Source organism: Ensifer aridi (assembly GCF_002078505.1).
In the GTDB taxonomy this organism is placed as follows: domain Bacteria; phylum Pseudomonadota; class Alphaproteobacteria; order Rhizobiales; family Rhizobiaceae; genus Sinorhizobium; species Sinorhizobium aridi.
The window spans coordinates 49,385-75,948 of sequence record NZ_LUAV01000014.1; the positions used below are offsets into that span (position 1 = coordinate 49,385).

The 26,564-nt window shown below is 62.9% G+C and carries 29 protein-coding genes; 15 read left to right on the forward strand and 14 right to left on the reverse strand.

Going from position 1 to position 26,564, the window contains the following annotated elements; all coding sequences use genetic code 11:
• Positions 1-45: 45 nt before the first annotated feature.
• Positions 46-702: a hypothetical protein gene (locus AYK65_RS13480; protein ID WP_081158738.1), complete on the reverse strand. Its 657-nt coding sequence runs from the start codon at positions 700-702 to the stop codon at positions 46-48.
• A 447-nt stretch (positions 703-1,149) separates the two neighbouring features.
• On the opposite strand from AYK65_RS13480, the gene ftsE reads away from it, so the two are divergent.
• From ftsE to AYK65_RS13500, 4 genes are all read left to right on the forward strand, one after another.
• A complete protein-coding gene (gene ftsE / locus AYK65_RS13485; RefSeq protein WP_234706515.1) occupies positions 1,150-1,773 on the forward strand; it encodes a cell division ATP-binding protein FtsE in 624 nt (207 codons plus the stop codon).
• Positions 1,766-2,776, forward strand: a complete 1,011-nt coding sequence (locus AYK65_RS13490; protein WP_046116443.1) for a cell division protein FtsX — start codon at positions 1,766-1,768, stop codon at positions 2,774-2,776. Before ftsE ends, AYK65_RS13490 begins: the two co-directional genes overlap by 8 nt.
• Positions 2,777-2,895: 119 nt before the next feature.
• The gene (locus AYK65_RS13495) at positions 2,896-3,594 is read left to right on the forward strand and encodes a YdcF family protein (RefSeq protein WP_046116613.1); all 699 of its coding nucleotides are present in this window, start codon (positions 2,896-2,898) and stop codon (positions 3,592-3,594) included.
• A 162-nt stretch (positions 3,595-3,756) separates the two neighbouring features.
• The gene (locus AYK65_RS13500) at positions 3,757-4,545 is read left to right on the forward strand and encodes a lysophospholipid acyltransferase family protein (protein WP_046116444.1); all 789 of its coding nucleotides are present in this window, start codon (positions 3,757-3,759) and stop codon (positions 4,543-4,545) included.
• A 52-nt stretch (positions 4,546-4,597) separates the two neighbouring features.
• Here the strand turns inward: AYK65_RS13500 and AYK65_RS13505 are convergent, their stop codons facing one another.
• The gene (locus tag AYK65_RS13505; protein WP_046116445.1) at positions 4,598-5,161 is read right to left on the reverse strand and encodes a gamma-glutamylcyclotransferase; all 564 of its coding nucleotides are present in this window, start codon (positions 5,159-5,161) and stop codon (positions 4,598-4,600) included.
• A gap of 252 nt (positions 5,162-5,413) precedes the next feature.
• Here AYK65_RS13505 and AYK65_RS13510 point away from each other — a divergent pair, with 252 nt between their 5' ends.
• Positions 5,414-6,427 carry a DUF2125 domain-containing protein gene (locus tag AYK65_RS13510; protein WP_046116446.1) on the forward strand — a complete coding sequence of 338 codons (1,014 nt, stop codon included), beginning with the start codon at positions 5,414-5,416 and terminating at the stop codon, positions 6,425-6,427.
• Between the two features lie 24 nt (positions 6,428-6,451).
• Here AYK65_RS13510 and AYK65_RS13515 read toward each other — a convergent pair whose 3' ends face one another.
• The 3 genes from AYK65_RS13515 to AYK65_RS13525 all read right to left on the reverse strand — a co-directional run bounded on the left by AYK65_RS13515 (position 6,452) and on the right by AYK65_RS13525 (position 9,343).
• Positions 6,452-7,375, reverse strand: coding sequence for a prephenate/arogenate dehydrogenase family protein (locus tag AYK65_RS13515; protein ID WP_026616323.1), 924 nt, complete (start codon positions 7,373-7,375; stop codon positions 6,452-6,454).
• A complete protein-coding gene (gene hisC, locus AYK65_RS13520) occupies positions 7,372-8,478 on the reverse strand; it encodes a histidinol-phosphate transaminase (RefSeq protein ID WP_081158875.1) in 1,107 nt (368 codons plus the stop codon). The genes AYK65_RS13515 and hisC overlap by 4 nt, the downstream gene beginning before the upstream one ends.
• Positions 8,479-8,590: 112 nt before the next feature.
• Entirely contained in the window at positions 8,591-9,343 is a 753-nt protein-coding gene (locus tag AYK65_RS13525; protein WP_046116447.1) for a class I SAM-dependent methyltransferase, read from the reverse strand.
• Positions 9,344-9,456: 113 nt separating this feature from the next.
• Here AYK65_RS13525 and gloB point away from each other — a divergent pair, with 113 nt between their 5' ends.
• The gene (gene gloB, locus AYK65_RS13530; protein ID WP_046116448.1) at positions 9,457-10,227 is read left to right on the forward strand and encodes a hydroxyacylglutathione hydrolase; all 771 of its coding nucleotides are present in this window, start codon (positions 9,457-9,459) and stop codon (positions 10,225-10,227) included.
• Positions 10,228-10,671 (forward strand): cupin domain-containing protein, encoded by a 444-nt coding sequence (locus AYK65_RS13535; protein ID WP_046116449.1) that lies wholly within the window; start codon positions 10,228-10,230, stop codon positions 10,669-10,671. It begins immediately after the preceding gene.
• A 2-nt stretch (positions 10,672-10,673) separates the two neighbouring features.
• Here AYK65_RS13535 and yddG read toward each other — a convergent pair whose 3' ends face one another.
• Both yddG and AYK65_RS13545 read right to left on the reverse strand, forming a co-directional pair.
• A complete protein-coding gene (yddG, locus tag AYK65_RS13540) occupies positions 10,674-11,564 on the reverse strand; it encodes an aromatic amino acid exporter YddG (protein WP_081158740.1) in 891 nt (296 codons plus the stop codon).
• Positions 11,565-11,745: 181 nt separating this feature from the next.
• Positions 11,746-12,522 carry a DUF3108 domain-containing protein gene (locus tag AYK65_RS13545; RefSeq protein WP_046116451.1) on the reverse strand — a complete coding sequence of 259 codons (777 nt, stop codon included), beginning with the start codon at positions 12,520-12,522 and terminating at the stop codon, positions 11,746-11,748.
• A gap of 345 nt (positions 12,523-12,867) precedes the next feature.
• Here AYK65_RS13545 and rpmB point away from each other — a divergent pair, with 345 nt between their 5' ends.
• Both rpmB and AYK65_RS13555 read left to right on the forward strand, forming a co-directional pair.
• On the forward strand, positions 12,868-13,158 hold the full coding sequence (rpmB, locus tag AYK65_RS13550) for a 50S ribosomal protein L28 (protein ID WP_081158742.1): 291 nt from the start codon (positions 12,868-12,870) through the stop codon (positions 13,156-13,158).
• A 142-nt stretch (positions 13,159-13,300) separates the two neighbouring features.
• Positions 13,301-13,957 (forward strand): VUT family protein, encoded by a 657-nt coding sequence (locus tag AYK65_RS13555; RefSeq protein ID WP_046116452.1) that lies wholly within the window; start codon positions 13,301-13,303, stop codon positions 13,955-13,957.
• Positions 13,958-13,983: 26 nt separating this feature from the next.
• Here the strand turns inward: AYK65_RS13555 and AYK65_RS13560 are convergent, their stop codons facing one another.
• From AYK65_RS13560 to AYK65_RS13575, 4 genes are all read right to left on the reverse strand, one after another.
• Complete coding sequence (locus AYK65_RS13560) at positions 13,984-14,976, reverse strand: esterase-like activity of phytase family protein (RefSeq protein WP_046116453.1); 993 nt, start codon at positions 14,974-14,976, stop codon at positions 13,984-13,986.
• Between the two features lie 127 nt (positions 14,977-15,103).
• The gene (gene cobT / locus AYK65_RS13565; RefSeq protein ID WP_046116615.1) at positions 15,104-17,032 is read right to left on the reverse strand and encodes a cobaltochelatase subunit CobT; all 1,929 of its coding nucleotides are present in this window, start codon (positions 17,030-17,032) and stop codon (positions 15,104-15,106) included.
• A 98-nt stretch (positions 17,033-17,130) separates the two neighbouring features.
• The gene (cobS, locus tag AYK65_RS13570; RefSeq protein ID WP_026616334.1) at positions 17,131-18,126 is read right to left on the reverse strand and encodes a cobaltochelatase subunit CobS; all 996 of its coding nucleotides are present in this window, start codon (positions 18,124-18,126) and stop codon (positions 17,131-17,133) included.
• 76 nt (positions 18,127-18,202) lie between these two features.
• Positions 18,203-18,838 (reverse strand): J domain-containing protein, encoded by a 636-nt coding sequence (locus AYK65_RS13575; RefSeq protein WP_026616335.1) that lies wholly within the window; start codon positions 18,836-18,838, stop codon positions 18,203-18,205.
• Positions 18,839-18,975: 137 nt separating this feature from the next.
• Between AYK65_RS13575 and AYK65_RS13580 the strand changes: the two genes are divergently transcribed.
• A complete protein-coding gene (locus AYK65_RS13580) occupies positions 18,976-19,257 on the forward strand; it encodes a BolA family protein (RefSeq protein WP_046116454.1) in 282 nt (93 codons plus the stop codon).
• A 2-nt stretch (positions 19,258-19,259) separates the two neighbouring features.
• Here AYK65_RS13580 and AYK65_RS13585 read toward each other — a convergent pair whose 3' ends face one another.
• The 3 genes from AYK65_RS13585 to AYK65_RS13595 are packed head-to-tail and all read right to left on the reverse strand — an operon-like array spanning position 19,260 to position 22,280.
• Entirely contained in the window at positions 19,260-20,567 is a 1,308-nt protein-coding gene (locus AYK65_RS13585) for an HlyC/CorC family transporter (RefSeq protein WP_026616337.1), read from the reverse strand.
• Positions 20,567-21,697, reverse strand: a complete 1,131-nt coding sequence (aroB, locus tag AYK65_RS13590) for a 3-dehydroquinate synthase (protein ID WP_026616338.1) — start codon at positions 21,695-21,697, stop codon at positions 20,567-20,569. The genes AYK65_RS13585 and aroB overlap by 1 nt, the downstream gene beginning before the upstream one ends.
• Positions 21,698-21,701: 4 nt before the next feature.
• Positions 21,702-22,280: a shikimate kinase gene (locus AYK65_RS13595; RefSeq protein WP_026616339.1), complete on the reverse strand. Its 579-nt coding sequence runs from the start codon at positions 22,278-22,280 to the stop codon at positions 21,702-21,704.
• 168 nt (positions 22,281-22,448) lie between these two features.
• Here AYK65_RS13595 and AYK65_RS13600 point away from each other — a divergent pair, with 168 nt between their 5' ends.
• The 5 genes from AYK65_RS13600 (at position 22,449) to AYK65_RS13620 (ending at position 26,486) form a co-directional block, all read left to right on the forward strand.
• Positions 22,449-22,598, forward strand: coding sequence for a hypothetical protein (locus tag AYK65_RS13600; RefSeq protein ID WP_026620225.1), 150 nt, complete (start codon positions 22,449-22,451; stop codon positions 22,596-22,598).
• Entirely contained in the window at positions 22,595-23,533 is a 939-nt protein-coding gene (gene xerD, locus AYK65_RS13605; RefSeq protein WP_081158744.1) for a site-specific tyrosine recombinase XerD, read from the forward strand. The genes AYK65_RS13600 and xerD overlap by 4 nt, the downstream gene beginning before the upstream one ends.
• A 61-nt stretch (positions 23,534-23,594) precedes the next feature.
• The gene (locus AYK65_RS13610; RefSeq protein ID WP_026616342.1) at positions 23,595-24,548 is read left to right on the forward strand and encodes an acetyl-CoA carboxylase carboxyltransferase subunit alpha; all 954 of its coding nucleotides are present in this window, start codon (positions 23,595-23,597) and stop codon (positions 24,546-24,548) included.
• 268 nt (positions 24,549-24,816) lie between these two features.
• Positions 24,817-26,250, forward strand: a complete 1,434-nt coding sequence (locus AYK65_RS13615; RefSeq protein ID WP_026616343.1) for a L,D-transpeptidase family protein — start codon at positions 24,817-24,819, stop codon at positions 26,248-26,250.
• Complete coding sequence (locus AYK65_RS13620; protein ID WP_026616344.1) at positions 26,250-26,486, forward strand: sulfurtransferase TusA family protein; 237 nt, start codon at positions 26,250-26,252, stop codon at positions 26,484-26,486. Before AYK65_RS13615 ends, AYK65_RS13620 begins: the two co-directional genes overlap by 1 nt.
• Positions 26,487-26,564 lie beyond the last annotated feature (78 nt).

A 26,564-nucleotide genomic window follows, 5' to 3' on the forward strand; every position in this document is an offset into this window, starting at 1 on the left:
CTTCGATCAGAACCGATTCAGGAATAAAATCATGCAGTAGCACAATCAGTGATCGGAAACACTGTTTTCGGCGAAGGAAACCGCTGCGTCCGGCTCTTTTCCACCCGCATAAGGAAGCCGCGTCACGAAATGGCGGCTCTCGCCGGGCGCGATCGGCGCCCCCTCAAGCGTCAACCGCGTCGATGTCACCTTGCGTCCATTGCTGGTCACGTCGACGACGACCGGCGGCAGACGTTGGTCGGTCGCTGAACGGTTGTCGATCCTGCCGTAGACGGCGAGAACCCGCATCCCGCCGGAATAATCCATCGACGCGCTGATGCCTTCGATCGCGAGCGGATGCATGTCGGCCTGCCCCTCACCGCTGAATCCGGCGACGAGTGGGAAGGCGGAGAGCGCAAGGCCCGCGACCAAACCGGCGAAACGCCGCGACGGCATGACGCTGAGTCTCGCCTCGACTGCCGCGAGGACCCGCTCGGCCACGCCCTCGTTCCCGCGCACCGTCGTGGGGCGCAGGACTGGCCTGCCGGCGGATCGCCGATTGTCGTTGAAGACCGGATAAGGGCTGCGGCGGACAGTAGCGGCGATGGTCTCGAACTCGACGTCGATATAGTCGAGAGGTCTAACCGCGGCGGCGTTGGAACGCGGCCGCCGCTCCGGCGGAATGAGGTCGATGCCCCTGGTTCTTGCGCGAAAAGCCTGCATGGGCGGTCTCCCGTCGCGGCCGTGCGAGTTCTTTTGCCCACATGCAAGCTCGCCATGGCACTTCTGCTTTCCTGCAATGCCGCGCCCCACCCCTGCAAGAAACAGGGCATTGCATCAAATCCTGACGACACGTAAACCAAAATGGTTAATGTTTCGGAAAGGGGCCGCGAAAGCGGCGTCTTTTCATTGAAAATTAACCCTTGCTTAACCATAGTGCCGCGCGGCTTTGCATTGGCAAGCGCGCTGCCCTACTGCATGTATCCTTAAATCGGCGCCGATTTAAGGATAAGAGCGCGCAGCGGCTCCAAGTGCTGCAGCGATCTTTGCGCGTCTGATAAGAACGCGGCGCTGTATGCGGTGATCGGCTTGCGGCAGATGTCGAGGGCGTGACGAGAGACTAGGGCTGTCCCATTGATCCACTTTGAGAATGTCGGATTGCGCTATGGCATGGGACCGGAAATCCTCCGGGACCTGACGTTCGACATCCCGCGGCGTTCCTTCCAGTTCCTCACCGGTCCGTCGGGCGCCGGCAAGACGACACTGCTGAGGCTGCTTTTCCTGTCGCTCAGGCCGACACGCGGACTGATCCGAATGTTCGATCGCAACATTTCCTCCATCCCGCGCGAGGAATTCCCGATGCTGCGCCGCCGCGTCGGCATCGTCTTCCAGGACTTCCGCCTACTCGACCATCTGACGACCTATGAAAACGTCGCGCTGCCGCTTCGGGTCCGTGGCAAGGAAGAGGCGAGCTATCGCTCGGATGTGCTCGAACTTCTGAAGTGGGTCGGGCTCGGCGAGCGCATCAACGTGCTCCCGCCGGTCCTGTCGGGCGGAGAAAAGCAGCGCGCCGCAATCGCGCGGGCGCTCATCGACCGGCCGGAAATTCTGCTTGCCGACGAGCCTACTGGCAACGTCGACCCGCCGATGGCGCGCCGCCTTCTCAATCTTTTCCTGGAATTGAACCGGCTTGGAACAGCCGTGGTGATCGCCACACACGACCTGTCGCTCATGGATCAGGTCGAGGCGCGCCGGATGATCCTGTCACAGGGGCGGCTTGACATCTATGAATGAGAATCGCGTCCCCCGCCGCGACCCTGCCCCGCCGCCGCAGCAGCGCCGCACCGAGATGCGCGTACGCCCGACCGGGCCGATCGTGCCGTCGGCCAACGTGTCCGGCAACGCACTGATGTGCGTCATCGCCATCATGTCCTTCCTCGCTTGCCTGACGCTCGGCGGCGTCAGCATGGTGCGGGCGACGGCGCAAAGCTGGCAGTCGCAGATCTCGCGGGAGATCACCATCCAGATCAAGCCCGACGACAACCTCGATATGGAGAAGGCGCTCGCGGATGCGCGCGACCTGGCGCTGACCTTCAGCGGCACGACGGGCGGCACCATCATCGACCGCGCGGCGACGGCGCGCCTCCTGGAACCTTGGCTCGGGGGTGGATTGGACCTCAACGAACTGCCCGTGCCGCGACTTGTCGTCATAACGATCGACGAGAACAACCCTCCCGATTTCGTGGCGATGCGCCAAGCGCTGACGGAGACCATTCCGCAGGCTTTTCTCGACGACCACCGCACCTGGGTCGATCGCCTGGTCGCAATGGCGGACACGACCACGATGATCGGAACCGGCGTCCTGGTGCTGGTCTTCTCCGCCATGGTGCTCACGGTCGTCTTCGCGACCCGCGGCGCGCTCTCCGGCAACCGTCACATCGTCGAGGTGCTGCACTTCGTCGGCGCGGAGGCGGGCTTCGTCGCTTCCGAATTTCAAAAGCATTTCCTCCGAATCAGCTTGAAGGGCGCCGGCGCCGGCGGGCTTCTTGCAGCCTTGTGCTTTGCCATGGCCAGCTTCTGGCAATCGCAAACGCTCGCGACCCCGGAAACCGACCAGGCGACGGCGCTGTTCGGCACCTTTGCCATCGGCTATACGGGGTATCTCGGCATTCTCGCGATCATCGTCGTCATCGCGCTGCTGACGACGTTGACGGCGCGCCTGACCGTCATGCGGACCATCTACGAGATCGACCTCATCCGGTCGGACCCGGGCCGAACGGATACTTATCAGGGCTAGGGCCTTTCATGACCGGGAAGGCCTAATGCCATGAATCGCCCGCAATCGATCTATTCCCTGCCGCAATCTGCGGCTATGTGAAGAGAATCATGATGGCGCAAGAGCTACGCGAGAGCGGAATGATCGAAAGGGGCAAATGGCTGGAGCGGGCCGCGCGCCGCCGTCGGTCCCGCAGCCTCCTGCGCAAGATTCTCCGCCGCGGCTTTTTCGTGCTTCTCGCCTTCCTCGCCATTTTCACTGCCGGCTTCCTGCAGTTCGCCGACACGGTTGCCTCGCTGCAGCCGCCGGCCACCCCCAAGGCGGATGCCATCGTCGTCCTCACAGGCGGTTTTCAGCGGATCAACCAGGCGGTGGACCTGCTCAAGGCCGGAGCCGGCGAGCGGCTGCTGATCTCCGGGGTACATCCGACGACGACCAGAAGCCAGATCCGCCGCAATACCCAGAGCTCGGCCGACCTCTTCAAATGCTGCGTCGACATCGGCCACGAAGCGGTCGATACGATCGGCAATGCAACCGAAGCTTCGCAGTGGATTCATGACCGGGGCTACAGGACCATCCTCGTCGTCACCAACAACTATCATATGCCGCGCAGCCTGCTCGAATTGCGTCGCGCGAGACCGGAAGCGAAGTTCATCGCCTATCCCGTCGTCAATTCCGATCTCAAGACGACCAATTGGCTGCGCAATCCGCTCGTGCTGAAGGCCATTCTGCTCGAATACGGCAAATACTCGATCGCCTCCATTCGCGAGATGGTGGGCGGGCGTTCGGCGAACGGGCTCAGGACCGAGCCCTCGCGGGTGACTCCCGCCGAAGAGTAATGGTTCCGCGGGAGAAGGCGATCGGCGTGGCCGATGAGCGAAGCTCCCACTCTTCTCATGCGCTCTGGCGCGAGACTGTTTTCCTCGATCGCATATTCGTGTAGGCAGCGAAGCAATCGGCTGATCGGCCGAAGTTTTCGCACCCCATCGAGAGCCTGCCAGATGATCATCCTGCGTTCGATCCTCTTTAATCTGGTCTTCTATGCCAACCTGATCGTCCAGATGATCGTGCTGACGCCGATCTACTTCCTGCTGCCGCGCAAGGCGGCCTGGTTCGTGCCAAAGAACTGGGTGCGAAGCAATCACTGGCTGCTCGCCAAGATCGTCGGCACGACCTTCGAGGTCGAAGGCGTCGAGAACATTCCGAGGGGCTCCTATATTTTCGCGCCCAAGCATCAGTCCTTCTGGGACGCCTACGCACTTCTGCCCTGGCTCGAAGACCCCTTCTATATTCTCAAGCGCGAGCTCACCTGGATACCGCTGTTCGGCTGGTACATTATCAAGCAGCGCATGGTGCCGGTGAACCGTGCCGCCCGTGGCAAGGCGATGACTGAGGTGATGGAGCGCACCAAGCGGGAAATGGCGGCGGGGCGGCAATTAATTATCTATCCGGAGGGCACGCGTCGGCCGCCCGGCGCGCCGCCGGAATATAAATACGGCATTGCCCGGCTCTATCGAGACCTGGAGGTGCGGGTCGTCCCTGTTGCCATGCATCCGGGATTGTTCTGGCCGCGGCGCAAGTTCCTGCGCTTCCCGGGCCATTTCAGGGTGCGTATCCTGCCGCCGATCGAGGCCGGCATGGACCCGGACGAATTTCTCGCGAAGCTGGTGGAGGTGACCGAGGCCGCAAGCGATGAACTTCTGATCGAAACCGTAAACGCTAATCCGCACCTGCCGCTGCCGCCTAGCGCGGAACAACGGCTGCGCGAACTTAGAGCCAAAGCGGAATAACAGGGAAAGGGTGCCGATCGTTTGTGATCCTTCGGCCGTGCTTCGGCCGGGATCAGCGGATCTGGACCTGTGCCGAAGCGGCCGCGCCGGCGTTCAGGCTCGTCGCGACTTCCTCGAGCCAGTGGTCGCGGATGCCCATTTCCCTGAGATGCGCGAGCGTGTTGAGGACATACTCACTATTCGGACCGGACTTGCCTACCGCGACCGCGACCGTCGCCGCCGCTTCCGCAGCCGTCAGCGCGCCGGCGTACTGGACGTGGTTGCGGTCAATCACATAGGCAAGCGCCGGCACGCGACGTCCGTTGGCAAGCTGTACCGGCATCGTCCGTTCCTTGTAGACGCGTGTGACCAGTTCGCGCTCGCGCAGATAATCGAGCACGTCAGCCTTTTCCGCGGATGCCACGCGGAAAGCCGTGCCGATACAGGAGCCGCCATGGTCGAGCCCGAGCACGAGGCCCGGGCGGCGCTCCGTTCCCCGATGCACCCAGGAATGCACGCAAAGCGAACGGCGGTAGCCGAAGGCGCGCGCCGTCCACTTCTCCTCGAAGCGAAACCCCGGATTCCACATCAACGACCCGTAGCCAAAGACCCAAAATTCGTCCATATCCGCTGCCATCTAACCTTGCTGCCTGTCGGGCGCCGAATCACGTGTCGGCCTCCTGCGGCTCAGCCGAATTTTCTACTGCATGTTTCCTTAAATCGACCCGATTTAAGGAAAAAACATTTAGCGATTCAAGGTGCTACAGCGACCCCGTTTATGGCTCTGGCTGAAGCAGTCCAAGTCACGAACGCGACCTACGCTAGTTCGCCGCATCGGGACCGGCCACCCGAAAGGCCGCTCCCGACTATAAATGGAGTAGTCGATATCATGACGCTAACCGCAGTCGCCAACCGCTCGCCCGTCGCCAGGAAGTTTCTCTGGCTCACGGCGGGCGTCGTGCTCGTCGGCGGCCTCTATTCCGCCGGCTGGTTCCTTGCCGCGGACCAAATCGAGAAACGGTTGACGGCCTATCTTACCGAAAGGCCGGCGAGCGGCCTCGGCGGCGAATGCACAGACATGGAGGTACGGGGATTTCCGTTCCGCATCGGTCTCTTCTGCAACGAGGTGCGCCTCGACGATACGCGCCGCGGCGCCTCCGCATCCTTCGGCGCCCTGAGATCGGCTGCGCAGGTCTACCAGCCCGGGCGGGCCGTCATCGAACTCGACGGCCCCGCCGAAATCCGCGTCTCGCCGGGCGTAACGGTGTCGGCCGACTGGACGCTGCTGCACGCAAGCCTTGCGGCGACCCTTTCGGGTATCGACCGAACTTCGCTTGCCTATGACAACCTGACGGGCACCGCGCGTTCGCCCCTGACAGGCAAAGGCCTCGGCTTCGGCGCAAGCCACGGCGAGGTGCATCTGCGCCAGAACGGTGGCGATCTCGACGCGGCACTCAGCATCGACAAGCTCGACCTGCGCCCGGACCAGGGACCGAGCCTCGCCCCGCCCGCCGATATCGCGATGGATCTGACGGTCGCCGGCAAGGCCGAGTGGCTGCAGGCCGGCGCCTTTTCGTCTGATATGCTTCGCGGCGCCAGCGGGGAACTGCGTCAATTGACGCTCGACGCCGGCTCGGGAATGACCGCCAAGCTCTCCGGACCCTTCTCGGTCGACGATCAGGGGCTGATCTCCGGGGAGTTTTCGCTGACCATCGCGAATATCGATGCCTGGCGGGAAAACCTCGTTAAGATTGCTCCCGACGAGACCGATCTCGTCAACAACATCGCCAACATGCTGAACGCGCTTGCAGGCGGCAGGAACGAGGCGACAGTCAAGCTCAACGTGCGCGACGGCACCGCTTTTCTCGCCTTCATTCCGGTGGGCGTACTGCCGGCGCTGTGAGCGGCAACTGATGAAGCGGTCCTATTATTGGTCCATGGCGTGCCGGCCGAAGTCCGGCATGGCCGTATCCTGGCCGGCCTGGATGATCGACCGGCGGATCGCTCGCGTGCGGGTGAAGAGGTCGAACAGCTTGTCGCCGTCGCCCCAGCGGATCGCGCGCTGCAGGGAAGCCAGATCCTCCGAGAAGCGGGCGAGCATTTCCAGGATCGCGTCCTTGTTGTGCAGGCAGACGTCGCGCCACATGGTCGGGTCCGAAGCCGCCAAACGAGTGAAGTCGCGGAAGCCCGACGCCGAATATTTGATCACCTCCGACTCGGTTACCGTCTCCAGATCGTCGGCCGTCCCGACGATGTTGTAGGCGATGATGTGCGGAAGGTGCGAAACAATCGCCAGCACCTTGTCGTGATGTTCGGGATCCATCTCGTCGACCATCGAGCCGAGCGTTTCCCAGAAGAGCCGCAGCCTGGCGACCGCCTCCTCGTCAGTGCCGGGCGGCGGCGTCAGGATGCACCAGCGTCCGCGGAACAGCCCGACGAAGCCGGCGTCCGGTCCGGAATGCTCCGTGCCGGCGATCGGGTGGCCGGGCACGAAATGGACGCTCTTGGGCAGGTGCGGCGCCATCTGAGCGATGACCGAACCCTTCGTCGAGCCGACGTCGGTGACGATCGCTCCGGGTTTCAGATGCGCGGCGATGTCCGCCGCCACGGCGCCCGAGGCCCCGACGGGCACGGAGACGATGACGAGATCCGCGTCCTTCACCGCCTCGGCAGCCGAAAGCGTGTAGCGGTCGCCGAGGCCGAGCTCGCCAGCGCGCTTCAGCGTTGCTTCGCTGCGCGTCGAGACGACGATCGTTCCGGCAAGCTGCTTCTCGCGGATTTCCCGGGCGATCGACGAACCGATCAGGCCGATGCCGATAAGGGCGATGGTTTCGAATTGCTGAGCCATCATTTACGTCCCATGAATTCTTTGAGCGCCGCGATCACGCCTTCGTTCGCCTCCTGCGAGCCGATGGTCATGCGCAGCGCATTGGGAAAGCCGTAAGCGCCGACCGCACGCAGGATGAAGCCGCGGCTCGTCAGGAACGCATCAGCCTCCTCGGCCGACTTATCCGCTTCATCAGGGAAGTGGACCAGCACGAAGTTGGTCACCGACGGGGTGACGCGAAGACCGACCGCCGTAAGCGCCTCGCTGACCCTTGCGAGCCAGGTGAGATTGTGATCGACGGCCGCGGCGACGAAGGCCTGGTCGCGGATCGCCGCCGCACCGGCCGCGATCGCCGGCGCGTTGAGATTGAAGGGGCCGCGCACACGATCCACCGCCTCCACCACGTGGCGCGGCGTATACATCCAGCCGATACGCAAGCCTGCAAGCCCGTAGATCTTCGAGAAGGTTCGCGTCATTACGACGTTACGATTGCCGGACACAAGTTCAAGCCCGGCTTCGTAGTCGTTGCGCCGGACATATTCCGCGTAAGCCGCATCAAGCACCAGCAGCACGCCGGCCGGAAGCCCCGCATGCAGGCGACGGACCTCGTCCAGCGGAATATAGGTGCCCGTCGGGTTCGCCGGATTGGCGATGAATACGATCTTCGTCCGCTCCGTCACGGCCGCGAGGATCGCATCGACATCGATGCGCTGATCCCGCTCCTTGACCGTCACGGGCGTGCCGCCGGCCGCCATGATCTGAATCTTGTAGACAAGGAAGCCGTGCTCGGTGACGATTCCCTCGTCGCCGGGTGCGAGATAAGTGTGGCAAAGAAGGCCGAGCAACTCGTCGGAACCATTGCCGCAGAGGATATTGGCGGGGTTCAAGCCGTGAACGGCGGCGATCGCGTCCTTCAACGCATGCGCCTGGCCGTCCGGATAGCGCTCGAGAGTGAACACGGCTTGCTGGAACGCGTCGATCGCGCGCGGGCTCGGCCCGAGCGGCGTTTCGTTCGACGACAGCTTGTGCACGTTGGCGACGCCCGGCGCATGTTCCTTGCCCGGCACATAGGCGGCGATATCCAATATGCCGGGACGCGGCTCAGGGCTCTTCGAGACAAGGTTCATCGGCTCAGCTTTCGCGGGAGGAATGCGGTCCAGCCAATACCGGGGCCGGCGATATTTGTCGAGTGCGACGTGGGCCGCGTCGATGCGGGGATAGCGCGAAAACACGCCCGAGCTACGATCGACTGCGCGTGCTGGGCACACCCTGCGGCGCCAGCACCGGAACGAAGACTCGGCGCGAAGCACGCGCGGCCACCGGCAAGCCCTGATAGAGCCGCTTCTGCGCCTCGACGATAATGACGCCGGAAAAGACCGGCCAGAGCGACCGGCCGAAGCGCTCGATGCCGTGACGGAGGCGGAGAACCAGCTTGCGCTTCGAGGGCGGGAAGAACAGCGCCTCGGCCGTCGCGCCGGGCGTGAAGTTGGTTTCGCGCAACAGCGCCGTCAGCTGTCCGCGCGAATAGGGCCGACCCGAGCCGAAGGGGGTGTGCTCCATTCGCGCCCAGACGCCGCGTCGGTTCGGCACGACGATCACGAGGCGCCCTCCCGGTGCAAGCACCCGCCAGATCTCTTTCATTGTCTCGCGCGGGCTCTCGGCGAATTCCAGCGAATGAACCATCAGCACGCGGTCGATCGAGGCATCCGGCAGCGGCAATTCCTCGTCGAAGACGAGCGCGGTCGAAGAGAGCTCGGCAGCCGGCCAGTTTACCGCGCCCTGGCCCGCCGGCATGAAGGCGAAAGTCCGTTCCGTGTCGGCGCGGAAGCGCTCGAGATACGGCACCGCATAGCCAAGCCCGACGAGCCGCTCCTCCGGCAGGCGCGCCCAGACCGAAGCGAGGGCCATGCTGACGGATTGCTCCGCCATGCGGCCGAGTTCGGAATGGTAGAATTGGCGGAGATCGACGATATCGGTGTGCATGGGCAACATGTTAGCCTTGAGGCAGTAGACTTCAAGGCGAGCCTCGCTACATTCGCTAGAGCGGGACCGTGCGAGCGGTTTTCCTCGACCCCGCTACCCATACCCGATCGGAGGACCAAGCGATGGCGGCGCTCGAACTCGACCTCTTCCTCTGCCGCACCGACAATTTCGGTGTGCTTCTCCACGACCGCGTAAGCGGCGCCACGGCATCGATCGATGCGCCGGAGGAGCAGCCGATCCTCGACGCGCTCGAACGGCGCGGCTGGCAACTGACGCATATCCTGACGACGCATCATCATGGCGACCATGTGGCCGCGAATGTAAGCCTCAAGGAACGCTTCGGCGTGACGATCATCGGCCCGAAGAACGAGGCGTCGAAGATTCCCGGCATCGACAGGACCGTAGGCCACGGCGACCGCTTCGACTTCGCCGGCCATCCGGTCGAGATCATTGAAACCCCGGGGCATACGGCCGGTCACATCTGCTACCATTTCCCTCAAGACAAGCTGCTCTTTGCCGCCGACACGCTTTTTGCGCTCGGATGCGGCCGGCTCTTCGAAGGTACGGCCGAGACGATGTGGCAATCACTGAACCGCCTGATGGCGCTTCCCGACGACACCGCCGTCTATTTCGGCCACGAATACACGCTTTCCAACGCCCATTTCGCCGTCACCGTCGACCCGGAAAACAAGGAGCTCAAGGAACGCGCCGCGGAAATCGAGGAGACCCGGTTGGACGGCGGATTCACCGCGCCGACGACGATCGGCCTTGAAAAGCGGACGAACCCTTTCCTGCGCGCCGGCGACCCGAGGATTCGCGCGAATCTCGGCATGGAGAAGGCGAGCGACGCAGCGGTTTTCGCTGAGATTCGCAAGCGCAAGGACAATTTCTAGATGACCACGTCGCCGGCAATGACGGCTGCGGAGATCATCGAGATGCTCGGGCTCGTCCGGCATCCGGAAGGCGGCTGGTACGGTGAGACATTCCGCGATCCGGCCGGCGGCCGGCGTGGCCATTCGACCGCGATCTACTATCTCCTCGAGAGGGGCGATCGCTCGCACTGGCACCGCGTCCGCGACGCCGTCGAGATCTGGCACTATTACGCCGGCTCGCCGCTCGAGCTCGGCATTGCCGAACCGGGAAAGCCTGCTTCACGCGTCCGGCTCGGCCCGGACCTCCCCGGCGGAGAGCGGCCGCAACACGTCGTTCCCGCCGATTGGTGGCAGTCCGCCACATCACTCGGAGACTGGACGCTCGTCGGCTGCACCGTCGCACCCGGTTTCGACTTCTCCGCCTTCGAGATGGCGCCGCCCGATTGGCGGCCGCCTGAGGGGTGATCCTACTCCGCCGGCTGCGCCGCGGCCTTGCCCTTGCGGAAGATCATGTCCTTCGCCGCGAGCACGGCGCCGCCGGTCACGAGCAGGCAGGCGGCCGCGATCCGCCAGGACGGCTCGGCGAAGCCGAACAGGATCAGGATCAAGGTCGAGAGCACCGGTGCGGCGTAGCTCGCCACACCCAGGAACTGGATATCGCCGTTTTTCACGCCGAAATCCCAGGCATAGAAAGCCGCGCCAACCGGGAGAAGGCCAAGCCCCGCAACCGCGAGCCACTCGAAGGCAGTCTGCGGCCAGACGGTCGTTTCAAGGCCGAGATGACAGAAGAAGGACAGAACGGAGGTCGCCAAGCAGAAGCCGGTAACGACGTCGGTCGACACCGCGCCGAAGCGCCGTGTGATCAGTGAATAGCCGGACCAGGTGAAGGCGCAGAGGAAGGCTGCGCCATAGCCAAGCGTGTAGGCGCCGTCGAAGGCGATGCCGTTTCGGGCAACGATCAGGATCGTGCCGCAAAGACCGGCGAGCGCGCCGGCGATGTGGTACCAGCGCAGCCTTTCGCCCGGCAGCAACGCCGAGCCGACGACGATCAGCAGCGGCCAAAGATAGGCGATCAACCCCGCCTCCACGGCCGGCGCATTGCGAAGCGCCGTGAAATAAAGAAAGTGATAGCCGAAAAGGCCGGCAACGCCGGTGACCCAGACCTTTGCCGGCTGTTTCAGAAGAGCCAGGCGTTCTGGCTTCGACACCAGCACGATGATTCCTGGCAAGCTGCCGATAAGGAAGCAGATGGCCGAAAGCTGAAACGGCGGCATCTTGCCGGACGCAGCGGTAAAGAGCGCCAGCAGCGACCACATCAGGATCGCGGAGAAACCGATCAGTGTTGCCTTGACCTTCATTCCTGCCCCTCGTGCGGTCCGAGCACGCCGGACCCGCATGTCATCGTATCGTCGAGGCCAATCGCGAAACAGCCTCCGCGGGCTCCACCGGCACTCACTCGACTGTCACTGATCTATCGCGCTTGCGCGATTCCGGAAAGAGGCGACTTGGGCGGACGCCCAAACCATATGGGGCGGCGCCTCAACCGCCGAATCGCGTCGCGGAAACCGTGACCGGTCCAATCTTTGTGGGTATGCGGGCATAGACCGGAGCATAGACGTCGACGCCGTTCGCTTTCGCGTACCAGATCTCCATCGTTTCCAGGCGGCGCAAATACTCGACGTCCTCCCGCCCCTTCCTGTATCCCGCCTTCGGTACGAAGCGGATGCCGCAGACGATCACTTCCCCCTCGAACCCTTTGGTCCTGAAGTTCCTCGTCCCCTTGGGCGACAGCTTGATGTCGAGCCGCGATTCGCCGTCAAAGATCGGCAACGTGTTCGGGCAAACGCGGCTGCTCGCCGGAATGATTAGCCCCGAAAGCGGATCAAGCACATTGCGCATGTCGCGGCTCGTCACCGGCACCCAGTTCTTCGGCAGGGGGTTGCGTTTCGGCACCATGCTCGCATGGACGACGTTGCCGTTGCGGAAGCTCACATTGATGGCGCGCTCCTTTCGGCCGCTGCGATAGGACATCGAATATTCGGAGGCGCGAAGACGGTCGCGACCGATCACCCCCGAGACACGCGTTTGCCCCCTGGTGCGGCTGATGATGTCGACGAGCCCGGCCGAATTCAGAGTTCCCGAAATCGTATAGCGATTCTTTTCGACCTCGGTGTGGAACGACGCCCGCGCCACCGGCAGCCCCGCCAGCGCGATGCTGTAATCCGTCTGATGTTCGACATCCGCTGCAAACGAGCTTGTGGAAAACATCACGGCGGCCAGGAGTGCCGGCGCGCGAAAACCCATGCGCAACTTCATGCCCAGTGCCCCATCATTCCTTGCTATCGCAATCCCTTGAAATGCAGGCGGTTTGCGGCTTTTCTAGGCCGCTCGCCGAAAATCCCGCGCTTGATCGTACCAGAAAGAACTAGCGCATCCTCGAGCGGCTTGGAACGGGTCTTGTGCCTCGAAGAGCAGATGTTATTTTAGACCTAGCTTCGCGGAAAAGCGCTGGTTTTTCGGGAATGCGCAGGTTTGGCTTGACTGGCGCCCCGTCACTGACTATAGAACCGCGACTTTTCCAATAATGGCCAACAGGAACGCGGCCTGGGCTCTGGGCCCGCTACCGCATTGTCCGGCGGCGATAAAGAGAATAGGTGTACCATGTCCCGTAGTTGCGAATTGACCGGCAAGGGCGTCCAGTCGGGCCACAATGTCAGCCACGCAAACAACAAGACCAAGCGCAAGTTCCTGCCGAACCTGTGCAGCGTCACGCTGATCTCCGATGCTCTCGGCCAGCGCTTCCGCCTGCGCGTTTCCGCTGCTGCTCTGCGCTCGGTCGAGCACCGCGGCGGCCTCGACGCCTTCCTGCTGAAGGCCGACGAGAACGAACTCAGCATGCGCGCGCGCCTGCTGCGTCGTCAGATCGTCAAGAAGGTCGCTGAAGCCGCCTGATTGGCGCCAGCGCTTCCGACAAAGCTTGAGAAGGCTTGCGGTTCGCCCGGCAAGCCTTTTTCTCGTGTCGTCGCATTAGGGCCGGGGCTTCCGCCATCCGGCTAAGGTTTCCCTCGCTGGTGGCATCACCCAGGATAAAAAAATGCTGAGCAACCGCACGTTCTTCATCTATGTCGCGCTGATGACCCTCGTGGTCGTCGCTTCGAACTTCCTTGTCCAGTATCCGCTGCCGGGTTCGATCGCCGGCATGCAACTCGGCGATCTTCTGACCTGGGGCGCTTTCAGCTATCCTTTCGCCTTCCTGGTCACCGATCTCACCAACCGTCAGTTCGGCCCGCAGATCGCGCGCCGCGTCGTCGTTGCCGGCTTCGCGGTCGCCGTCGTGCTTTCCTTCCTCGCTGCAACGCCGCGGATTGCGATCGCTTCCGGTTCGGCCTTCCTGCTCGGGCAGCTTCTCGACATCTCCGTCTTCAACAGGCTCAGGCGTCAGACCTGGTGGCGCGCGCCGCTCGCCGGCTCGCTCATCGGTTCCGGCCTCGACACGGCGATGTTCTTCTCCTTCGCCTTCGCGCCGTTTTTCGTGTTCCTTGGCCCGAACGACAGCTTCGCGCTGGAGGCGGCTCCAGTGCTCGGTCTGCTGACCGTCGATGCACCGCGCTGGATCTCCTGGGCGCTCGGCGATCTCGCGGTCAAGATCCTTTGCGGCATCGTCCTGCTGCTGCCCTATGGCGCGCTGATGAGTGTCATCAAACCGATGCCAGCCGCGGCGAAGGCGACCACCGCGAAGGCGACTGCCTGAAGCCCACGGGGCCGATCGGCCCCGTTTCATTTGGCGAGCCGGAATTCAAGCATCAGGTTGCGCTCGAGGATCGAATGGTTATCGTCGGAAAGGACGATCACCCGGATTTCGCCGGCCGGGCGCGCTACAACATCGAGAGCTTCCATGTTGTCGATCTGATAGCTCATGTCGGCGTCGAGGATCACCTCGCCGTCGGCCACCGCGCCCGGGCGGATGTCGGCCGCAGCGATCCGGCGGATGCGCATGCCGAGGCCGGAGGCGAGATTGAAGCGACGCTCAAGGAGAAGCAGGTCGCCACCGGGCAGGAAGGCGCCGTCGGTCACCGAATACGGGTCCTCGCGGACGACCGTAAAGACACCTCTCATCGGGCCCTCCAGGATGCCCGCCAGAAGATTGTCCGCCTCGTCGACACTGCGCTCCGAGACGATGACCGCGGCGCCCGAGAGTGGACCGTTCTTCGGCGCGATCGCAATCGTCTCCAGGCCGCCATTGCCGCGCAGCTCCCGCGCGGGAAACGGCAGCGCCAACTGCCCGACGGGTTTTGCATGGGTGAAACCGGGATCTGGATAGACTTCGATGCGAGGCAGTTGCTCAAAGCTGACGATCGCCTGGCCGTCGCGCAATGCCAGCCCCTCGGAATCCACCCTCCATTTTTCGAGCTGCGCCTTGCCGTTGCCATCGGTCATCGATGTGACCGTCAGATTGGTGAGGCCCTCTAGTTTGCCTGCATCATCGCGGGTGACGGCGCCCTCGACCCAATGACCGGTATCCATGACGGCGACGAAGGAATTACCATCCGCACGGAACCTGATCGCCGACAGTGCGCCGAACAGCGGATTGGCCGAGGTCATTTCAATGCCGCCGATGAATTCGAGCGAGCCGAACATCGTCTCGTCGGAACCCACCTTGAACTGCGGGATCTGCCGGCTCGTGACTTGAACAATTTCGCTGATCGGCTCCGCACGGGCGACGGCAGCCGAAACCAACAGAGAAAGAACGACGAGACTTCGGCGGAGCATCTGAGGAGGGACCTTCCCGGACAGGGCAAGCACGGTGCGATGAGAACGAGGGGCTTTCCGTGGATGGGGCAATGCGGACAGCCGCAAAACGGAAGATGACGGATGGGCGGCATCGGCCGCCCAACCATTAACCGGCGCGACGCGCCCGGCCCGGCCGACGATGCAGACTCTCGTCCTCGAAGAGCGCGGCAAGCTGCTCCGTCATCGCACCCGCGAGCTCGTCCGCATCGACGATAGTTACGGCACGGCGATAATAGCGCGTCACGTCGTGGCCGATGCCGATCGCCAGAAGTTCGACCGGCGAGCGGCTCTCGATCTGCTCGATGACCGCGCGAAGATGCCGTTCGAGGTAGTTTCCGGGGTTCACCGACAGCGTGGAATCGTCGACCGGCGCGCCGTCCGAGATCATCATCAGGATACGCCGCTGTTCGGCCCGCCCCAGAAGGCGGTCATGCGCCCACATCAGCGCCTCGCCGTCGATGTTCTCCTTGAGCAGGCCCTCGCGCATCATCAGTCCGAGATTGCGGCGGGCGCGGCGCCAGGGCGCATCGGCGGATTTGTAGACGATGTGGCGCAGATCGTTGAGACGCCCGGGCGACTGCGGCTTGCCGCCGGTAAGCCACTTCTCGCGCGATTGGCCGCCCTTCCACGCCTTGGTCGTAAAGCCGAGGATCTCGACCTTGACGCCGCAACGCTCCAGCGTGCGCGCGAGAATATCGGCGCAGGTGGCCGCGACCGTGATCGGCCGACCGCGCATCGATCCGGAATTGTCGATCAACAGCGTCACCACCGTATCGCGGAAATTAGTGTCCTTCTCCCGCTTGAAGGAGAGCGGCTGCATCGGATCGATGATGATGCGCTGCAGGCGGGCGGTGTCGAGATAGCCTTCTTCGAGGTCGAACTCCCAGGACCGGTTCTGTTGCGCCATAAGCCGGCGCTGCAGCCGGTTGGCGAGACGGCCGACCGCCCCTTGCAGATGGGCGAGCTGCTTGTCGAGGAAGGCACGCAGGCGGTCGAGCTCCGCCTCGTCGCAAAGCTCCTCGGCGGTAATCGTCTCGTCGAACTCCCGGGTATAGACCGTGTAGTCGACCTTCTCGTTGAAATCCGCAAAGGGGTGGCTCGGGCGCTTGACCTCGCCGGGCGTCTCGCTCTCCTCGTCGCCCTCGTCCTGAAGATCGTCATCGGATATCTCCGCGCCGTCCATCTCGCCTTCTTCCATCTGCTCCTCGGCAGACTGGTTTTCCTCGGCGGGCGCGGCGTCGGAGCCTTCCTCCTCTTCGCTCGCGTTCTCGTCCTGCTCCTGGCTGCGCGGCTGATCCTCGTCGGTCTCGCTTTCCTGCTCGTCCGGCTCGATGTCGTCCTCGCCATATTTCTCGGCGACATCCATCGAGGCCAGCATGTCGCGCACGACGCGGGCAAAAGCCTGCTGGTCGTTGATCGCGGCCGCAAGGTTGCGCATGTCGCCGCCAGCCTTTTTCTCGATGAAGTCGCGCCACAGGTCGAGCACCTGGCCGGCGGACGCCGGCGGTTTCTCGCCGGTCAGCTTTTCGCGCACCATCAGAGCCACTGCTTCTTCGAGCGGCGCGTCCGCCTGGGCGTCGATCGCGGCGAAGTTCGCCTTGGAGTATTTCTCATCGAGCATCGAGGAGAGGTTATCGGCAACGCCCGGCATTCTGAGCGCACCGATCGCCTCGACGCGCGCCTGCTCGACGGCGTCGAAGATTGCGCGCGCATCCGCCCCCTGCGGCGACATCGTCGCGTGGATGCGGGCATCGTGGCAGGCCTTGCGCAGCGCCATCGAATCGCCGAGCCCGCGCGCGACAGCCAGCTCGTGCCGGCTCGGGCGCTTGGAAAGCTCCGGCAGACGGATGCGTTCGCCCGTCATTCCGGGCCGCTCGTTCGCAAAGGCGACCTCAAGCTCCGCATCGCCGGCGATCGAGCGGATGCAGCCGGAAAGCGCCCGCTTGAACGGTTCGGCGGCGTTCTCCCTCGTTTGCGACTTCGCCTTGGAATTCGAGCTCACGACAGTTCCTTCTTCAGCCGGACTGGCCGACATCTCCGAGCGCATCGATTCTAAATGGGATTGGAGCGGGATGAAACCTCCCGCTTCAAGGTCGCGGCCGGCTTGTCACCGAGCCGGAGCTTCGGGAGGCCTCAGGCGGTTGCTTCGAGCACAATGTTGGCGGCGCTCTCCTTGAGCTCGACGCCGAAGGCGCGCTGGTAATGCTCGGCGACCAGTGCCCTCTCCAGCTCGTCGCACTTGTTGAGGAAGGTCACCCGGAAGGCGAAAGCGATGTCGCCGAAGATATAGGCGTTCTCGGCCCAGGTGATCACCGTGCGCGGGCTCATGACCGTCGACAGATCGCCATTGATGAAGGCGGCACGGGTGAGATCGGCGACGCGCACCATTTTCGAGACCGTGTCGCGTCCCTTGCCGGCGACGAAGCCCTTGACCTTGGCGGCGACGATGTCGACTTCCTTGTCGTGCGGCAGGTAGTTGAGCGCGGTAACAATCGACCAGCGGTCCATCTGCGCCTGGTTGATCTGCTGCGTGCCGTGATAGAGCCCGGTCGTGTCGCCGAGGCCGACCGTATTGGCGGTCGCGAAGAGCCGGAAGGCCGGATGCGGACGAATGACACGGCTCTGGTCGAGCAGTGTCAGGCGACCGGACGATTCGAGCACGCGCTGAATCACGAACATGACGTCCGGACGACCGGCATCATATTCGTCGAAAACGAGCGCGACATTGTGCTGGTAGGCCCAGGGCAGGATGCCGTCCTTGAACTCGGTCACCTGCATCCCGTCCTTGACGACGATCGCATCCTTGCCGACGAGGTCGATACGGCTCACATGGCTGTCGAGGTTGACGCGCACGCAAGGCCAATTGAGACGCGCCGCGACCTGCTCGATATGGGTCGACTTGCCGGTGCCGTGATAACCTGAAACCATGACGCGGCGGTTATGGGCGAAGCCGGCGAGGATGGCGAGCGTCGTCTCACGATCGAAGAGGTAGTCCGGATCGATATCGGGCACATAGGCGTCGCCCTTCGAATAGGCGGGAACGCGCAAATCCGTATCGATGCCGAAAACCTCCCGGACCGAGATCGTCGTGTCAGGGAGGTTGGAAATGTCGAGGTCAATCTTGCTCATCACAACTCCAGAGCGGCCGCCGGACGGCACCCGCGCATGCGCCTGCAAATAGTATTTTCTGTCATAATCCGCGTTGTTAGCAGAAACCAGCCTGTTTTAACAATTGGTAGGCCTGAATAACCGCCCGAAAGCGGTCTTCCGATCCCCTGTCTCCGCCATTCGCATCGGGGTGGTGTTTCTTGACGAGCTCCTTGTAGGCGGCCTTGATATCGGCGGCGGTCGCCGAGGCCGCAACCCCGAGCGTCTCAAAGGCCTTCGCCTCGAGCGTCTTCAGCTTGCGCAGGCGCGGTTCGTGCCGGGCCTGCCGGGCGCGCGCCTCGTTGAAGAAGCCGAACGGATCGCGCATACGGGCCTGCGCGCCGGCGCTGCCGGAGCGCATCTGCGACTGCGTCGGGCCGTTGCGGGAGTTCTTGTTGACGCCGACCGTCCAGGTGGGACGATGACCGGTGATCGCTTCCTTCTGGTAGCGGGCGATCTCGGTATCGGATAATCCGGAAAAGTAATTGTACCCTTTGTTGTATTCCTTCACATGCTCGAAGCAGAACATGAAATATTCGCCTTCGGCATTGCGCCCGACCGGCGCCCGATGCACCGCTTTCTTGTCGCAGCCGTCCCACTGGCACACAGGCGCAGACGGCTCCACGCGCGCTTCCCCCCTCGGGCGCGTTCTGATGCGGTCGAAATATTTTGAATCGAGTTTCATGGCGCACATTATGGGGTTTACAGAGGGCCACAACAAGAATTGACAAAGCGGAATGTTGCTGGCTTTGTGCGGCTATTTTGCATCGCACGGACCTTGCCAGCCGCTCGATCTCGACGCACCGGCAAACAGGGAAATGGGACGGAAAGATGTCGCTGCAAAGACGTATCGAAGACAAGCTCGTGCAGGCCTTCCAGCCCGAACGCCTGATGGTGATCAACGAGAGCCACCTACACGCCGGCCATCAGCCCGGTTTCGACGGCGGCGGCGAGACGCATATGCGGATCCGCATCGTCTCGAGCGCCTTTGCCGGCATGAGCCGCGTCGCGCGCCACCGGGCGATCAACGACCTCCTGAAGGCCGAACTCGACGCCGGACTGCACGCGCTTGCCGTAGAACCGGCCGCTCCGGGAGAGCCGACGCGCTGGTGAGATCAGCCGGCGGGGCCGTCTTCCTCGGCGGCGCGGATGCGCAACTTGGTGATCCGATTCTTCACCCGCTTCATGACGATGAAACGCTTGCCGTAGAAGGTGAAGGCCTGCCGCTCCTCCGGAATGCTCTTCGATTCATGGATGACGAGACCGGCAACAGTCGTCGCCTCCTCGTCCGGCAGTGACCAGTCGAGCGCGCGGTTGAGATCGCGGATCGGCACGGACCCATCGACGACGATCGAGCCGTCGGCCTCCTGACGGACGCCCTGAATGTCGAGGTCGTGCTCGTCGGCGATGTCGCCGACGATCTCTTCCAGGATATCCTCGAGCGTTACGAGCCCTTGCACCTGGCCGTATTCGTCAACGACGATGGCAAGATGCAGCTTGCGCCTGAGAAAGGCGTTGAGCTGGTCCTTGAGATTGGTCGTGTCGGGCACGAACCAGGGTTTCTGCGCGAGCTTAACGACGTCGATCGTCTCGGCCTGCACATCCGGCTCGGCAAGCGCCCTGAGCAAATCCTTGGAATGGATGACGCCGATGATGTTGTCGGCGGAGCCCCGCCACAGCGGCAGGCGCGTGAACGGGCTTTCGAGTATCTCCCGGACGCAGACGGCGGGCGGATCGTCGGCATTGATCGCCCGCATCGCGGTGCGATGGATCATGACGTCGGAAACTTCGAGTTCGCCGAGATCAAGCACGCCCCCGAGCAAGTCGCGGTCCGCCTTCACGAACGAGCCTTCGCGATGGAGCAGATCGACGGCACCCCGCAGTTCCTCCTGCGCGGTGAGCATCGGCACCTCCGATGACAAGTTTACTCCGAGAAGGCTCAGCATGCGCCGGACAATCGCATTCACCAGATTGGAGACGGGACCGATCACCGTGATGAAGGGCCTCACTGTCGGTGCCACCGCAAGGGCGGAACGATCGGGCGACGCGAGCGCCCAGCTTTTCGGCAGAACTTCGGCGAAGACAACGAAGAGGACCGTCATCGCAAGCGTTGCAATTGCGACACCGTAAACGCCGAAGAGACGGATCGACAGGTTCGTCGCCAGAGACGAGGCGAGGATGATCACGAGGATGTTGCCGATTAGCAGAGCCCCAATCAGACGGTCGCGGCTCTCGATCAATCCGTTGACGATGCCGGCGCGTGCGTCGCCATTGCTCTCGAGCATATGCATTCGTGACCGGGATGCCGCGTTCAACGCCGCTTCCGATGCGGAGAAGAAGGCGGAAAGCAGGAGCAGACCAAGGACCGAGACGAGAGACGGCCAATGATCCGCCAGAAACGCCAGGAATGCGCCGCCGCTCATTAGGGATGTTTTTCCTTAAGAAAGCTCAGCACTTCCGAAGACGGAACGTCGTCGGCGACGAAGGACTGTCCGATCCCTCGCGTCAGGATGAAGGTAAGCTTGCCGCCTTTCACCTTCTTGTCCTGGGCGATCGCCTCCATCAGCCGCTCGGCCGGCGGCAGTGCCCCGGGAATGTTCCCCATGCGCGTCGGCAGGCCGACGGCCCTGAGATGGGCTTCCACGCGCCGCGCGTCGTCCGTGCTCGCGAGGTTCATCCGGGCAGAGAACTCATGCGCAAGCACCATGCCGATCGCAACGCCCTCTCCGTGTACCAACCGCGTGCTGTCGTATTCGGTCGCCGCTTCCAGCGCATGACCGAAGGTGTGGCCAAGATTGAGAAGCGCCCTCAGCCCGGTTTCGCGCTCGTCCGCGGCAACGACGTCGGCCTTGGCTTGGCAGCTGACCGCAATGGCCTCGATGCGAGCCGGCCCGCCGGCGAATATCGCCTGCCAGTTCTGCTCGAGCCATTCGAAGAATTCCGGCTTGTCGATCAGCCCGTATTTGGCGACCTCGGCATAGCCGGCGCGGAACTCGCGCGGGCTCAGCGTATCGAGCACGTCCGTATCGGCAAGCACAAGCTCGGGCTGGTGGAACACGCCGATCAGGTTCTTCCCGTGCGGCGAATTGATGCCGGTCTTGCCGCCGACGGAGGAATCGACCTGTGCCAGAAGCGAGGTCGGAATCTGGATAAAGCGCGAACCGCGGCGGACGATGCCGGCGGCAAAGCCGGTGAGGTCGCCGATCACGCCGCCGCCGAGCGCGATCACCGCGTCGTTGCGCTCGATCCTGGCGCCGAGGATCGCCTCGCAGACCGGAATGAGGTGCTCGAAGCTCTTGGTCTTCTCCCCTGCCGGCAATACGAGGGAGATCGCCTCGATACCACTTTCCTTGAGACTCGCCATCAGCGGCTCGAGATAGCGCGGCGCGACGTTCTCGTCCGTTATCACCGCCATCTTCCTGCCATTGAGGCGGGCCGCGATCTCTCGGCCCGCCGCTGCGATCAGGCCGGGACCGATGAGGATGTCATAGGAACGGTCGCCGAGGTTCACGCGAACCTTGCGCTCGGCGGCGGGCAGCTCATTACTGTTCATCGTGTCAGGCTTTCTGGTAATCAGCGATGGCGGCGAGGACCTCTTCGACCATCATTTCCTTTTTCACGTCGCGCGAGAGGACTGTAAGATCCGCCTCCGCGTAGATCGGATACCGCGCACGCATCAGGTTCTCGAGCGTCTGCTTGGGGTTCTCGGTCTTCAGAAGCGGCCGGGTGTCGCGCTTGTTCACCCGCTCCCAGAGCACGTCGAGTTCCGCGTTGAGCCAGATCGTCAGACCGCCCTTCTTGATCTGCCGCCGCGAACGTTCGTTGATATAGGCGCCGCCGCCGGTCGAGACCACGCGCGGCCCGGACCGGAGCAGCCGCTTCAGCACGCGAGCTTCGAGCGCCCGGAATTCCTCCTCGCCATAGGTGGCGAAGAGATCGCTGATCGTCATGCGCGAGACCCGCTCGATTTCATGGTCGGAATCGATGAAGGGAATACCGAGCGCTTGGGCGGTGAGGCGCCCGATCGCCGATTTTCCCGCCCCCATCAGACCGATGAAAACGAGATTGCGCTTACCGAGGGCGCGCTTTGCCCTTTCGGCGAGCGTCGCGGAAACCGGTTCGGTCACGTCGTTCATTGCGCTTCATATTCCCCATTCCTCTCCGGTATCGACAAATCGGCGGGGAGCGTCAAGTCGTCGCGCGGCCTTCTTGAACTTGGCCGCGGAGCCGTTCATATAGGCACGCACTGCATGATCGCATCCTTGATCGGCTCCAATTTCAGGGATCGTGCAGAGGAGACTGAAATGCCGACCCTCTTCCGGTTTCTGTTCATCTGCGCCGTTATGGCCGGCATTATCTACGCCACGATGGTGGCGCTCGTCACCTTGGTCGACCCGGTGGAGCGGGACGTCACGGTGCGCATTCCCACAGAACGGGTCAACAAGCCGCAATGACGGATCTGTCAGAGGCCCACCTCGAAGCCTTCCTGGAGATGATGAGCGCCGAGCGCGGCGCAGCGGTCAACACGCTGCAATCCTATGAACGCGACCTCAAGGACGCGCTCTTATTCCTGCGCTCGCGCGGCACGCGGCTGATCACCGCCACCGCCGACGATCTAAGAAGCTATCTCTCCCATCTCGCCGGCGAAGGTTTCAAGTCATCTTCGCAGGCCCGGCGCCTTTCGGCGCTCAGGCAATTCTACAAGTTCCTCTATGCGGAAGGCTTACGCGGCGACGATCCGACGGGCATCCTCGACGCGCCGAAAAAAGGTCGCGCCCTGCCGAAGACGCTCAGCATCGACGACGTCAGCAAACTGATTGGCCAGGCGGAGGCGGAAGCGAAATCGGGCGACGACGCGCTTTCGAAGTTGCGCATGCACGCATTGATCGAACTCCTCTACGCTACCGGCATGCGCGTCAGCGAGCTCGTATCGCTGCCGGCAAGCGTCCTTTCACAGAACGGCCGCTTCCTGGTCATCCGCGGCAAGGGCAACAAGGAAAGGCTCGTGCCGCTGTCGCAGGCAGCTATCCGTGCCATGCGGGCCTATGGCGAGGCGTTGCGGGAAAAGGAAGACGGCGCCGCCAGCCCCTGGCTCTTCCCCTCCTACGGCAAGTCCGGCTATCTGCCGCGCCAGGTCTTCGCCCGCGATCTGAAGGGCCTTGCCGCGCGCGCAGGCATCAGGGTCGCGGCGATCTCCCCGCATGTCCTGCGCCATGCCTTCGCCAGCCATCTGCTCGCCAACGGCGCCGACCTTCGCGCCGTGCAGGAACTGCTCGGGCACTCGGACATTTCGACGACACAAATCTATACGCATGTGCTGGACGAACGCCTGCATGAGCTCGTGCAGAACCATCACCCCCTTGCCAAACAGGCGAAAAAACAGGATTAGGACCGCGGACAGATTGGCTTGGCAGGGCGGCCTTGTCGAAAAATGATCGGAAACGCATCTGATGCACAACTATCTCGACTTCGAAAAACCCATCTCTGATCTCGAAGGCAAGATTCTCGAACTGAAGAAACTCGCCGGCGAAGACGAGAGCGTGAACACGTCAGACGAGATCGCCCGGCTCGAGGGGCGCGTCCGCGATGCGATGGCCGACATCTATTCCAAATTGTCCCCCTGGCAAAAGACCCAGGTCGCCCGCCATCCTTCGCGCCCGCATTTCCTCGACTATGCCTCCAGCCTCTTCACCGAATTCACGCCGCTCGCGGGCGACCGCAATTTCGCCAATGACGATGCGATCCAGGCCGGGCTCGCTCGCTTTCGCGGCGCGCCGGTCGCGATCATCGGCCAGGAAAAAGGCAACGATACCAAGTCGCGCATCAAGCACAACTTTGGCAGCCCCCGTCCCGAGGGCTACCGTAAGGCGGTTCGTATCATGGAAATGGCCGATCGTTTCGGTCTGCCGCTGATCACGCTGGTCGATACGGCAGGCGCCTATCCGGGCGTCAACGCCGAAGAGCGGGGTCAGGCCGAGGCAATCGCCCGCTCGACGGAAATGTGTCTCAACGTCAAGGTGCCGATCGTCACCGTGGTGATCGGCGAAGGCGGTTCGGGCGGTGCGATCGCGATCGCGACCGGCAACCGCGTCTATATGCTCGAGCATGCCATCTATAGCGTGATCTCGCCGGAAGGTGCGGCCTCGATCCTCTGGCGCGATTCGACGCGCGCCAAGGAGGCCGCCGCCAGCATGAAGATCACGGCGGAAGACCTGAAATCACTCGGCGTCATCGACGGCATCATTCCCGAACCGGTAGGCGGAGCGCATCGCGATCCGGAAGCGGTCATCAGCCGCACCGGAACGGTGATCGCCGATGCGCTCAAGGAGCTCTCCGCGCGCAACGGCGACGAATTGCGGAGCGATCGGCGGCAGAAATACCTGAACATCGGCCGCAATCTCTAAGAGCGAGACGCCGAGTGGTTGCCGCCCCTTGTCTCCTCCCAAAACTGCTCCGATCTGAATCATCGCGAGCGCACCGCGATGGTCAGCAACCGGAAAGCGACTGTGGCCAAATCTTGGCCATATTCATGAGGTCCATGAGAAGCGGCATTCGCAGGGGGGCCTGCACAGTTAAGATTTCGTGAAGAATAATATCTTAGTGATTCGCTGATCCCCTCCCCCCGGGAAAGTGGGCGCACGAATGGATTGTGGCTAGAACGGGCTTTTGCCGATGCGTTTAAGGAACCTTCTCCTCACCGCCGCTGTCGCAGCCGCGCTTGCCGGCTGCACCAATGAAACGCTCGATACCGTCAACCTCTCCTCCGTCAAGAACAAGACCGAATATCAGCTTTCGAGCAAGATGGTCAGCAAGATGCGCGAGCTTGGGATGCAGAAGACATCCCCGATCCTCCTGCGCATCTTCAAGGAAGAGGGAACGCTAGAGGTCTGGAAGGCGAACACGGCGAACCGCTTCCAGCTCCTGAAGAGCTATAAGATCTGTGCCTGGTCCGGCAAGCTCGGCCCCAAAGTGAAGGAAGGAGACCGTCAGGCGCCGGAGGGATTCTATCCGCTCTATCCGCATCAGATGAATCCCAATTCCAACTACTATCTCGCGATCAACACCGGCTATCCCAACACGTACGACAAGGCCAACGGTCGCTCCGGCACGCATCTGATGATCCATGGCGCCTGCTCCTCGTCGGGCTGCTATTCGATGACCGACGAGCAGATCATCGAGATCTTTGCGCTCGCGCGAGACGCCTTCAAGGGCGGCCAAGAATATGTGCAACTGCAGGCCTTCCCGTTCCGCATGACGGCGGAGAACATGGCCCGCCATCGCGACAATCCGAATATCGAATTCTGGAAGATGCTGAAGGCCGGCTACGACCAGTTCGAGGTGACCAAGCGTCCGCCGCAAGTGAATGTCTGCGAGAGGAAATACGTCTTCAATCAGCAGGCCGACGGCAAGTTCAATCCAGCAGGCCAGTGCCCCGCCATGACGACGCCGCCGGCGCTTGAGATGGCCATGGCATCCTACGAGAAGGACTATCAGCGCGATTACGAGAAGGCGCTGAAGAAATTCGACGGCATGGTCTGGTACGAACCGACCGAGGCCGAACGCAAGGCAATCGTCGCCGAACAGCGCAAGGGCCGCGAGCTTGCCTACGCGCCGACCGGAACCTCGCTCGATGCCGGCAAGCTGATGAAGGTGAGCGATCTGGAGAAGAAGCTCGCCGCACAGAAGGAGGCCGAGGAGGCCAAACAGGCGGCCCTGATCCAGAAAGAGGCGCTCGAAAAGGCGACCCGCGAGGGCAGAAACGTGCCGGTGCCGCAGCAGAGCCCGGTCGAACGCCCGGTCCAGCAGGCGGCGCTGCAAGAGGCGCCCGCGAAGAAATCCTTCTGGAATCTGTTCTCGAAAAGCGAGCCCGAGAGCGAGGCAGCGGCCCCGGTAAGCCCAGCACCCGATGGGCAGGCCGCCGTCCAACTGACCGCCGCGCCGGGCCAGCCACAGCCGGCTGCCGCTCAAGAACAGGCGGCCGCACCGGCCGAAGGCAATGCACAGGTCGCGAACGCTCCGGCCGCGAATGCCGAGATGCAAGCGCCCGAGCAGCCGGCCGTCGAGCAGCCGAAGAAGCGCCCCTTCTGGAAGATTTGGGGCAATTGATGCCGGACGAACCCCGGACCGTGTACGATTTGAGGGGGCTGAAATGCCCCCTTCCCGTTTTGAAAACGCGAAAGCGTATGGAGTCGCTGGCGCCGGGCGCTCTGATCGAGATCGAAACGACGGACCCTCTGGCGGTGATCGACATACCGCATTTCTGCAACGAGGACGGACACCGGCTCGAAGAGGCCACGCCTACAGCGGGCGGCCATCGCTTCGTCATTCGCAAAAGGGCCTGACTGAGAGGGTTAGGGGTGACGGGCGAACTCCCCAGTGCCATCACAATCCAATCCCGAGTCGCTCCAACGCGACCGGAA

What these genes read in the sequence shown, in the direction of transcription:
- AYK65_RS13620 (WP_026616344.1), top strand. Translation starts at nt 26,250, where the DNA reads ATGCCGGACGAACCCCGGACCGTGTACGATTTGAGGGGGCTGAAATGC.
- AYK65_RS13510 (WP_046116446.1), top strand. Translation starts at nt 5,414, where the DNA reads ATGACGCTAACCGCAGTCGCCAACCGCTCGCCCGTCGCCAGGAAGTTT.
- AYK65_RS13535 (WP_046116449.1), top strand. Translation starts at nt 10,228, where the DNA reads ATGACCACGTCGCCGGCAATGACGGCTGCGGAGATCATCGAGATGCTC.
- aroB (WP_026616338.1), bottom strand. Translation starts at nt 21,697, where the DNA reads ATGAACAGTAATGAGCTGCCCGCCGCCGAGCGCAAGGTTCGCGTGAAC.
- rpmB (WP_081158742.1), top strand. Translation starts at nt 12,868, where the DNA reads ATGTCCCGTAGTTGCGAATTGACCGGCAAGGGCGTCCAGTCGGGCCAC.
- hisC (WP_081158875.1), bottom strand. Translation starts at nt 8,478, where the DNA reads ATGAACCTTGTCTCGAAGAGCCCTGAGCCGCGTCCCGGCATATTGGAT.
- AYK65_RS13490 (WP_046116443.1), top strand. Translation starts at nt 1,766, where the DNA reads ATGAATGAGAATCGCGTCCCCCGCCGCGACCCTGCCCCGCCGCCGCAG.
- AYK65_RS13615 (WP_026616343.1), top strand. Translation starts at nt 24,817, where the DNA reads ATGCGTTTAAGGAACCTTCTCCTCACCGCCGCTGTCGCAGCCGCGCTT.
- AYK65_RS13600 (WP_026620225.1), top strand. Translation starts at nt 22,449, where the DNA reads ATGCCGACCCTCTTCCGGTTTCTGTTCATCTGCGCCGTTATGGCCGGC.
- yddG (WP_081158740.1), bottom strand. Translation starts at nt 11,564, where the DNA reads ATGAAGGTCAAGGCAACACTGATCGGTTTCTCCGCGATCCTGATGTGG.
- AYK65_RS13595 (WP_026616339.1), bottom strand. Translation starts at nt 22,280, where the DNA reads ATGAACGACGTGACCGAACCGGTTTCCGCGACGCTCGCCGAAAGGGCA.
- AYK65_RS13580 (WP_046116454.1), top strand. Translation starts at nt 18,976, where the DNA reads ATGTCGCTGCAAAGACGTATCGAAGACAAGCTCGTGCAGGCCTTCCAG.
- ftsE (WP_234706515.1), top strand. Translation starts at nt 1,150, where the DNA reads ATGGGACCGGAAATCCTCCGGGACCTGACGTTCGACATCCCGCGGCGT.
- AYK65_RS13585 (WP_026616337.1), bottom strand. Translation starts at nt 20,567, where the DNA reads ATGAGCGGCGGCGCATTCCTGGCGTTTCTGGCGGATCATTGGCCGTCT.
- AYK65_RS13515 (WP_026616323.1), bottom strand. Translation starts at nt 7,375, where the DNA reads ATGATGGCTCAGCAATTCGAAACCATCGCCCTTATCGGCATCGGCCTG.
- AYK65_RS13500 (WP_046116444.1), top strand. Translation starts at nt 3,757, where the DNA reads ATGATCATCCTGCGTTCGATCCTCTTTAATCTGGTCTTCTATGCCAAC.
- AYK65_RS13505 (WP_046116445.1), bottom strand. Translation starts at nt 5,161, where the DNA reads ATGGCAGCGGATATGGACGAATTTTGGGTCTTTGGCTACGGGTCGTTG.
- AYK65_RS13480 (WP_081158738.1), bottom strand. Translation starts at nt 702, where the DNA reads ATGCAGGCTTTTCGCGCAAGAACCAGGGGCATCGACCTCATTCCGCCG.
- AYK65_RS13575 (WP_026616335.1), bottom strand. Translation starts at nt 18,838, where the DNA reads ATGTGCGCCATGAAACTCGATTCAAAATATTTCGACCGCATCAGAACG.
- AYK65_RS13525 (WP_046116447.1), bottom strand. Translation starts at nt 9,343, where the DNA reads ATGTTGCCCATGCACACCGATATCGTCGATCTCCGCCAATTCTACCAT.
- AYK65_RS13545 (WP_046116451.1), bottom strand. Translation starts at nt 12,522, where the DNA reads ATGAAGTTGCGCATGGGTTTTCGCGCGCCGGCACTCCTGGCCGCCGTG.
- AYK65_RS13560 (WP_046116453.1), bottom strand. Translation starts at nt 14,976, where the DNA reads ATGCTCCGCCGAAGTCTCGTCGTTCTTTCTCTGTTGGTTTCGGCTGCC.
- gloB (WP_046116448.1), top strand. Translation starts at nt 9,457, where the DNA reads ATGGCGGCGCTCGAACTCGACCTCTTCCTCTGCCGCACCGACAATTTC.
- AYK65_RS13610 (WP_026616342.1), top strand. Translation starts at nt 23,595, where the DNA reads ATGCACAACTATCTCGACTTCGAAAAACCCATCTCTGATCTCGAAGGC.
- AYK65_RS13495 (WP_046116613.1), top strand. Translation starts at nt 2,896, where the DNA reads ATGATCGAAAGGGGCAAATGGCTGGAGCGGGCCGCGCGCCGCCGTCGG.
- xerD (WP_081158744.1), top strand. Translation starts at nt 22,595, where the DNA reads ATGACGGATCTGTCAGAGGCCCACCTCGAAGCCTTCCTGGAGATGATG.
- AYK65_RS13555 (WP_046116452.1), top strand. Translation starts at nt 13,301, where the DNA reads ATGCTGAGCAACCGCACGTTCTTCATCTATGTCGCGCTGATGACCCTC.
- cobS (WP_026616334.1), bottom strand. Translation starts at nt 18,126, where the DNA reads ATGAGCAAGATTGACCTCGACATTTCCAACCTCCCTGACACGACGATC.
- cobT (WP_046116615.1), bottom strand. Translation starts at nt 17,032, where the DNA reads ATGTCGGCCAGTCCGGCTGAAGAAGGAACTGTCGTGAGCTCGAATTCC.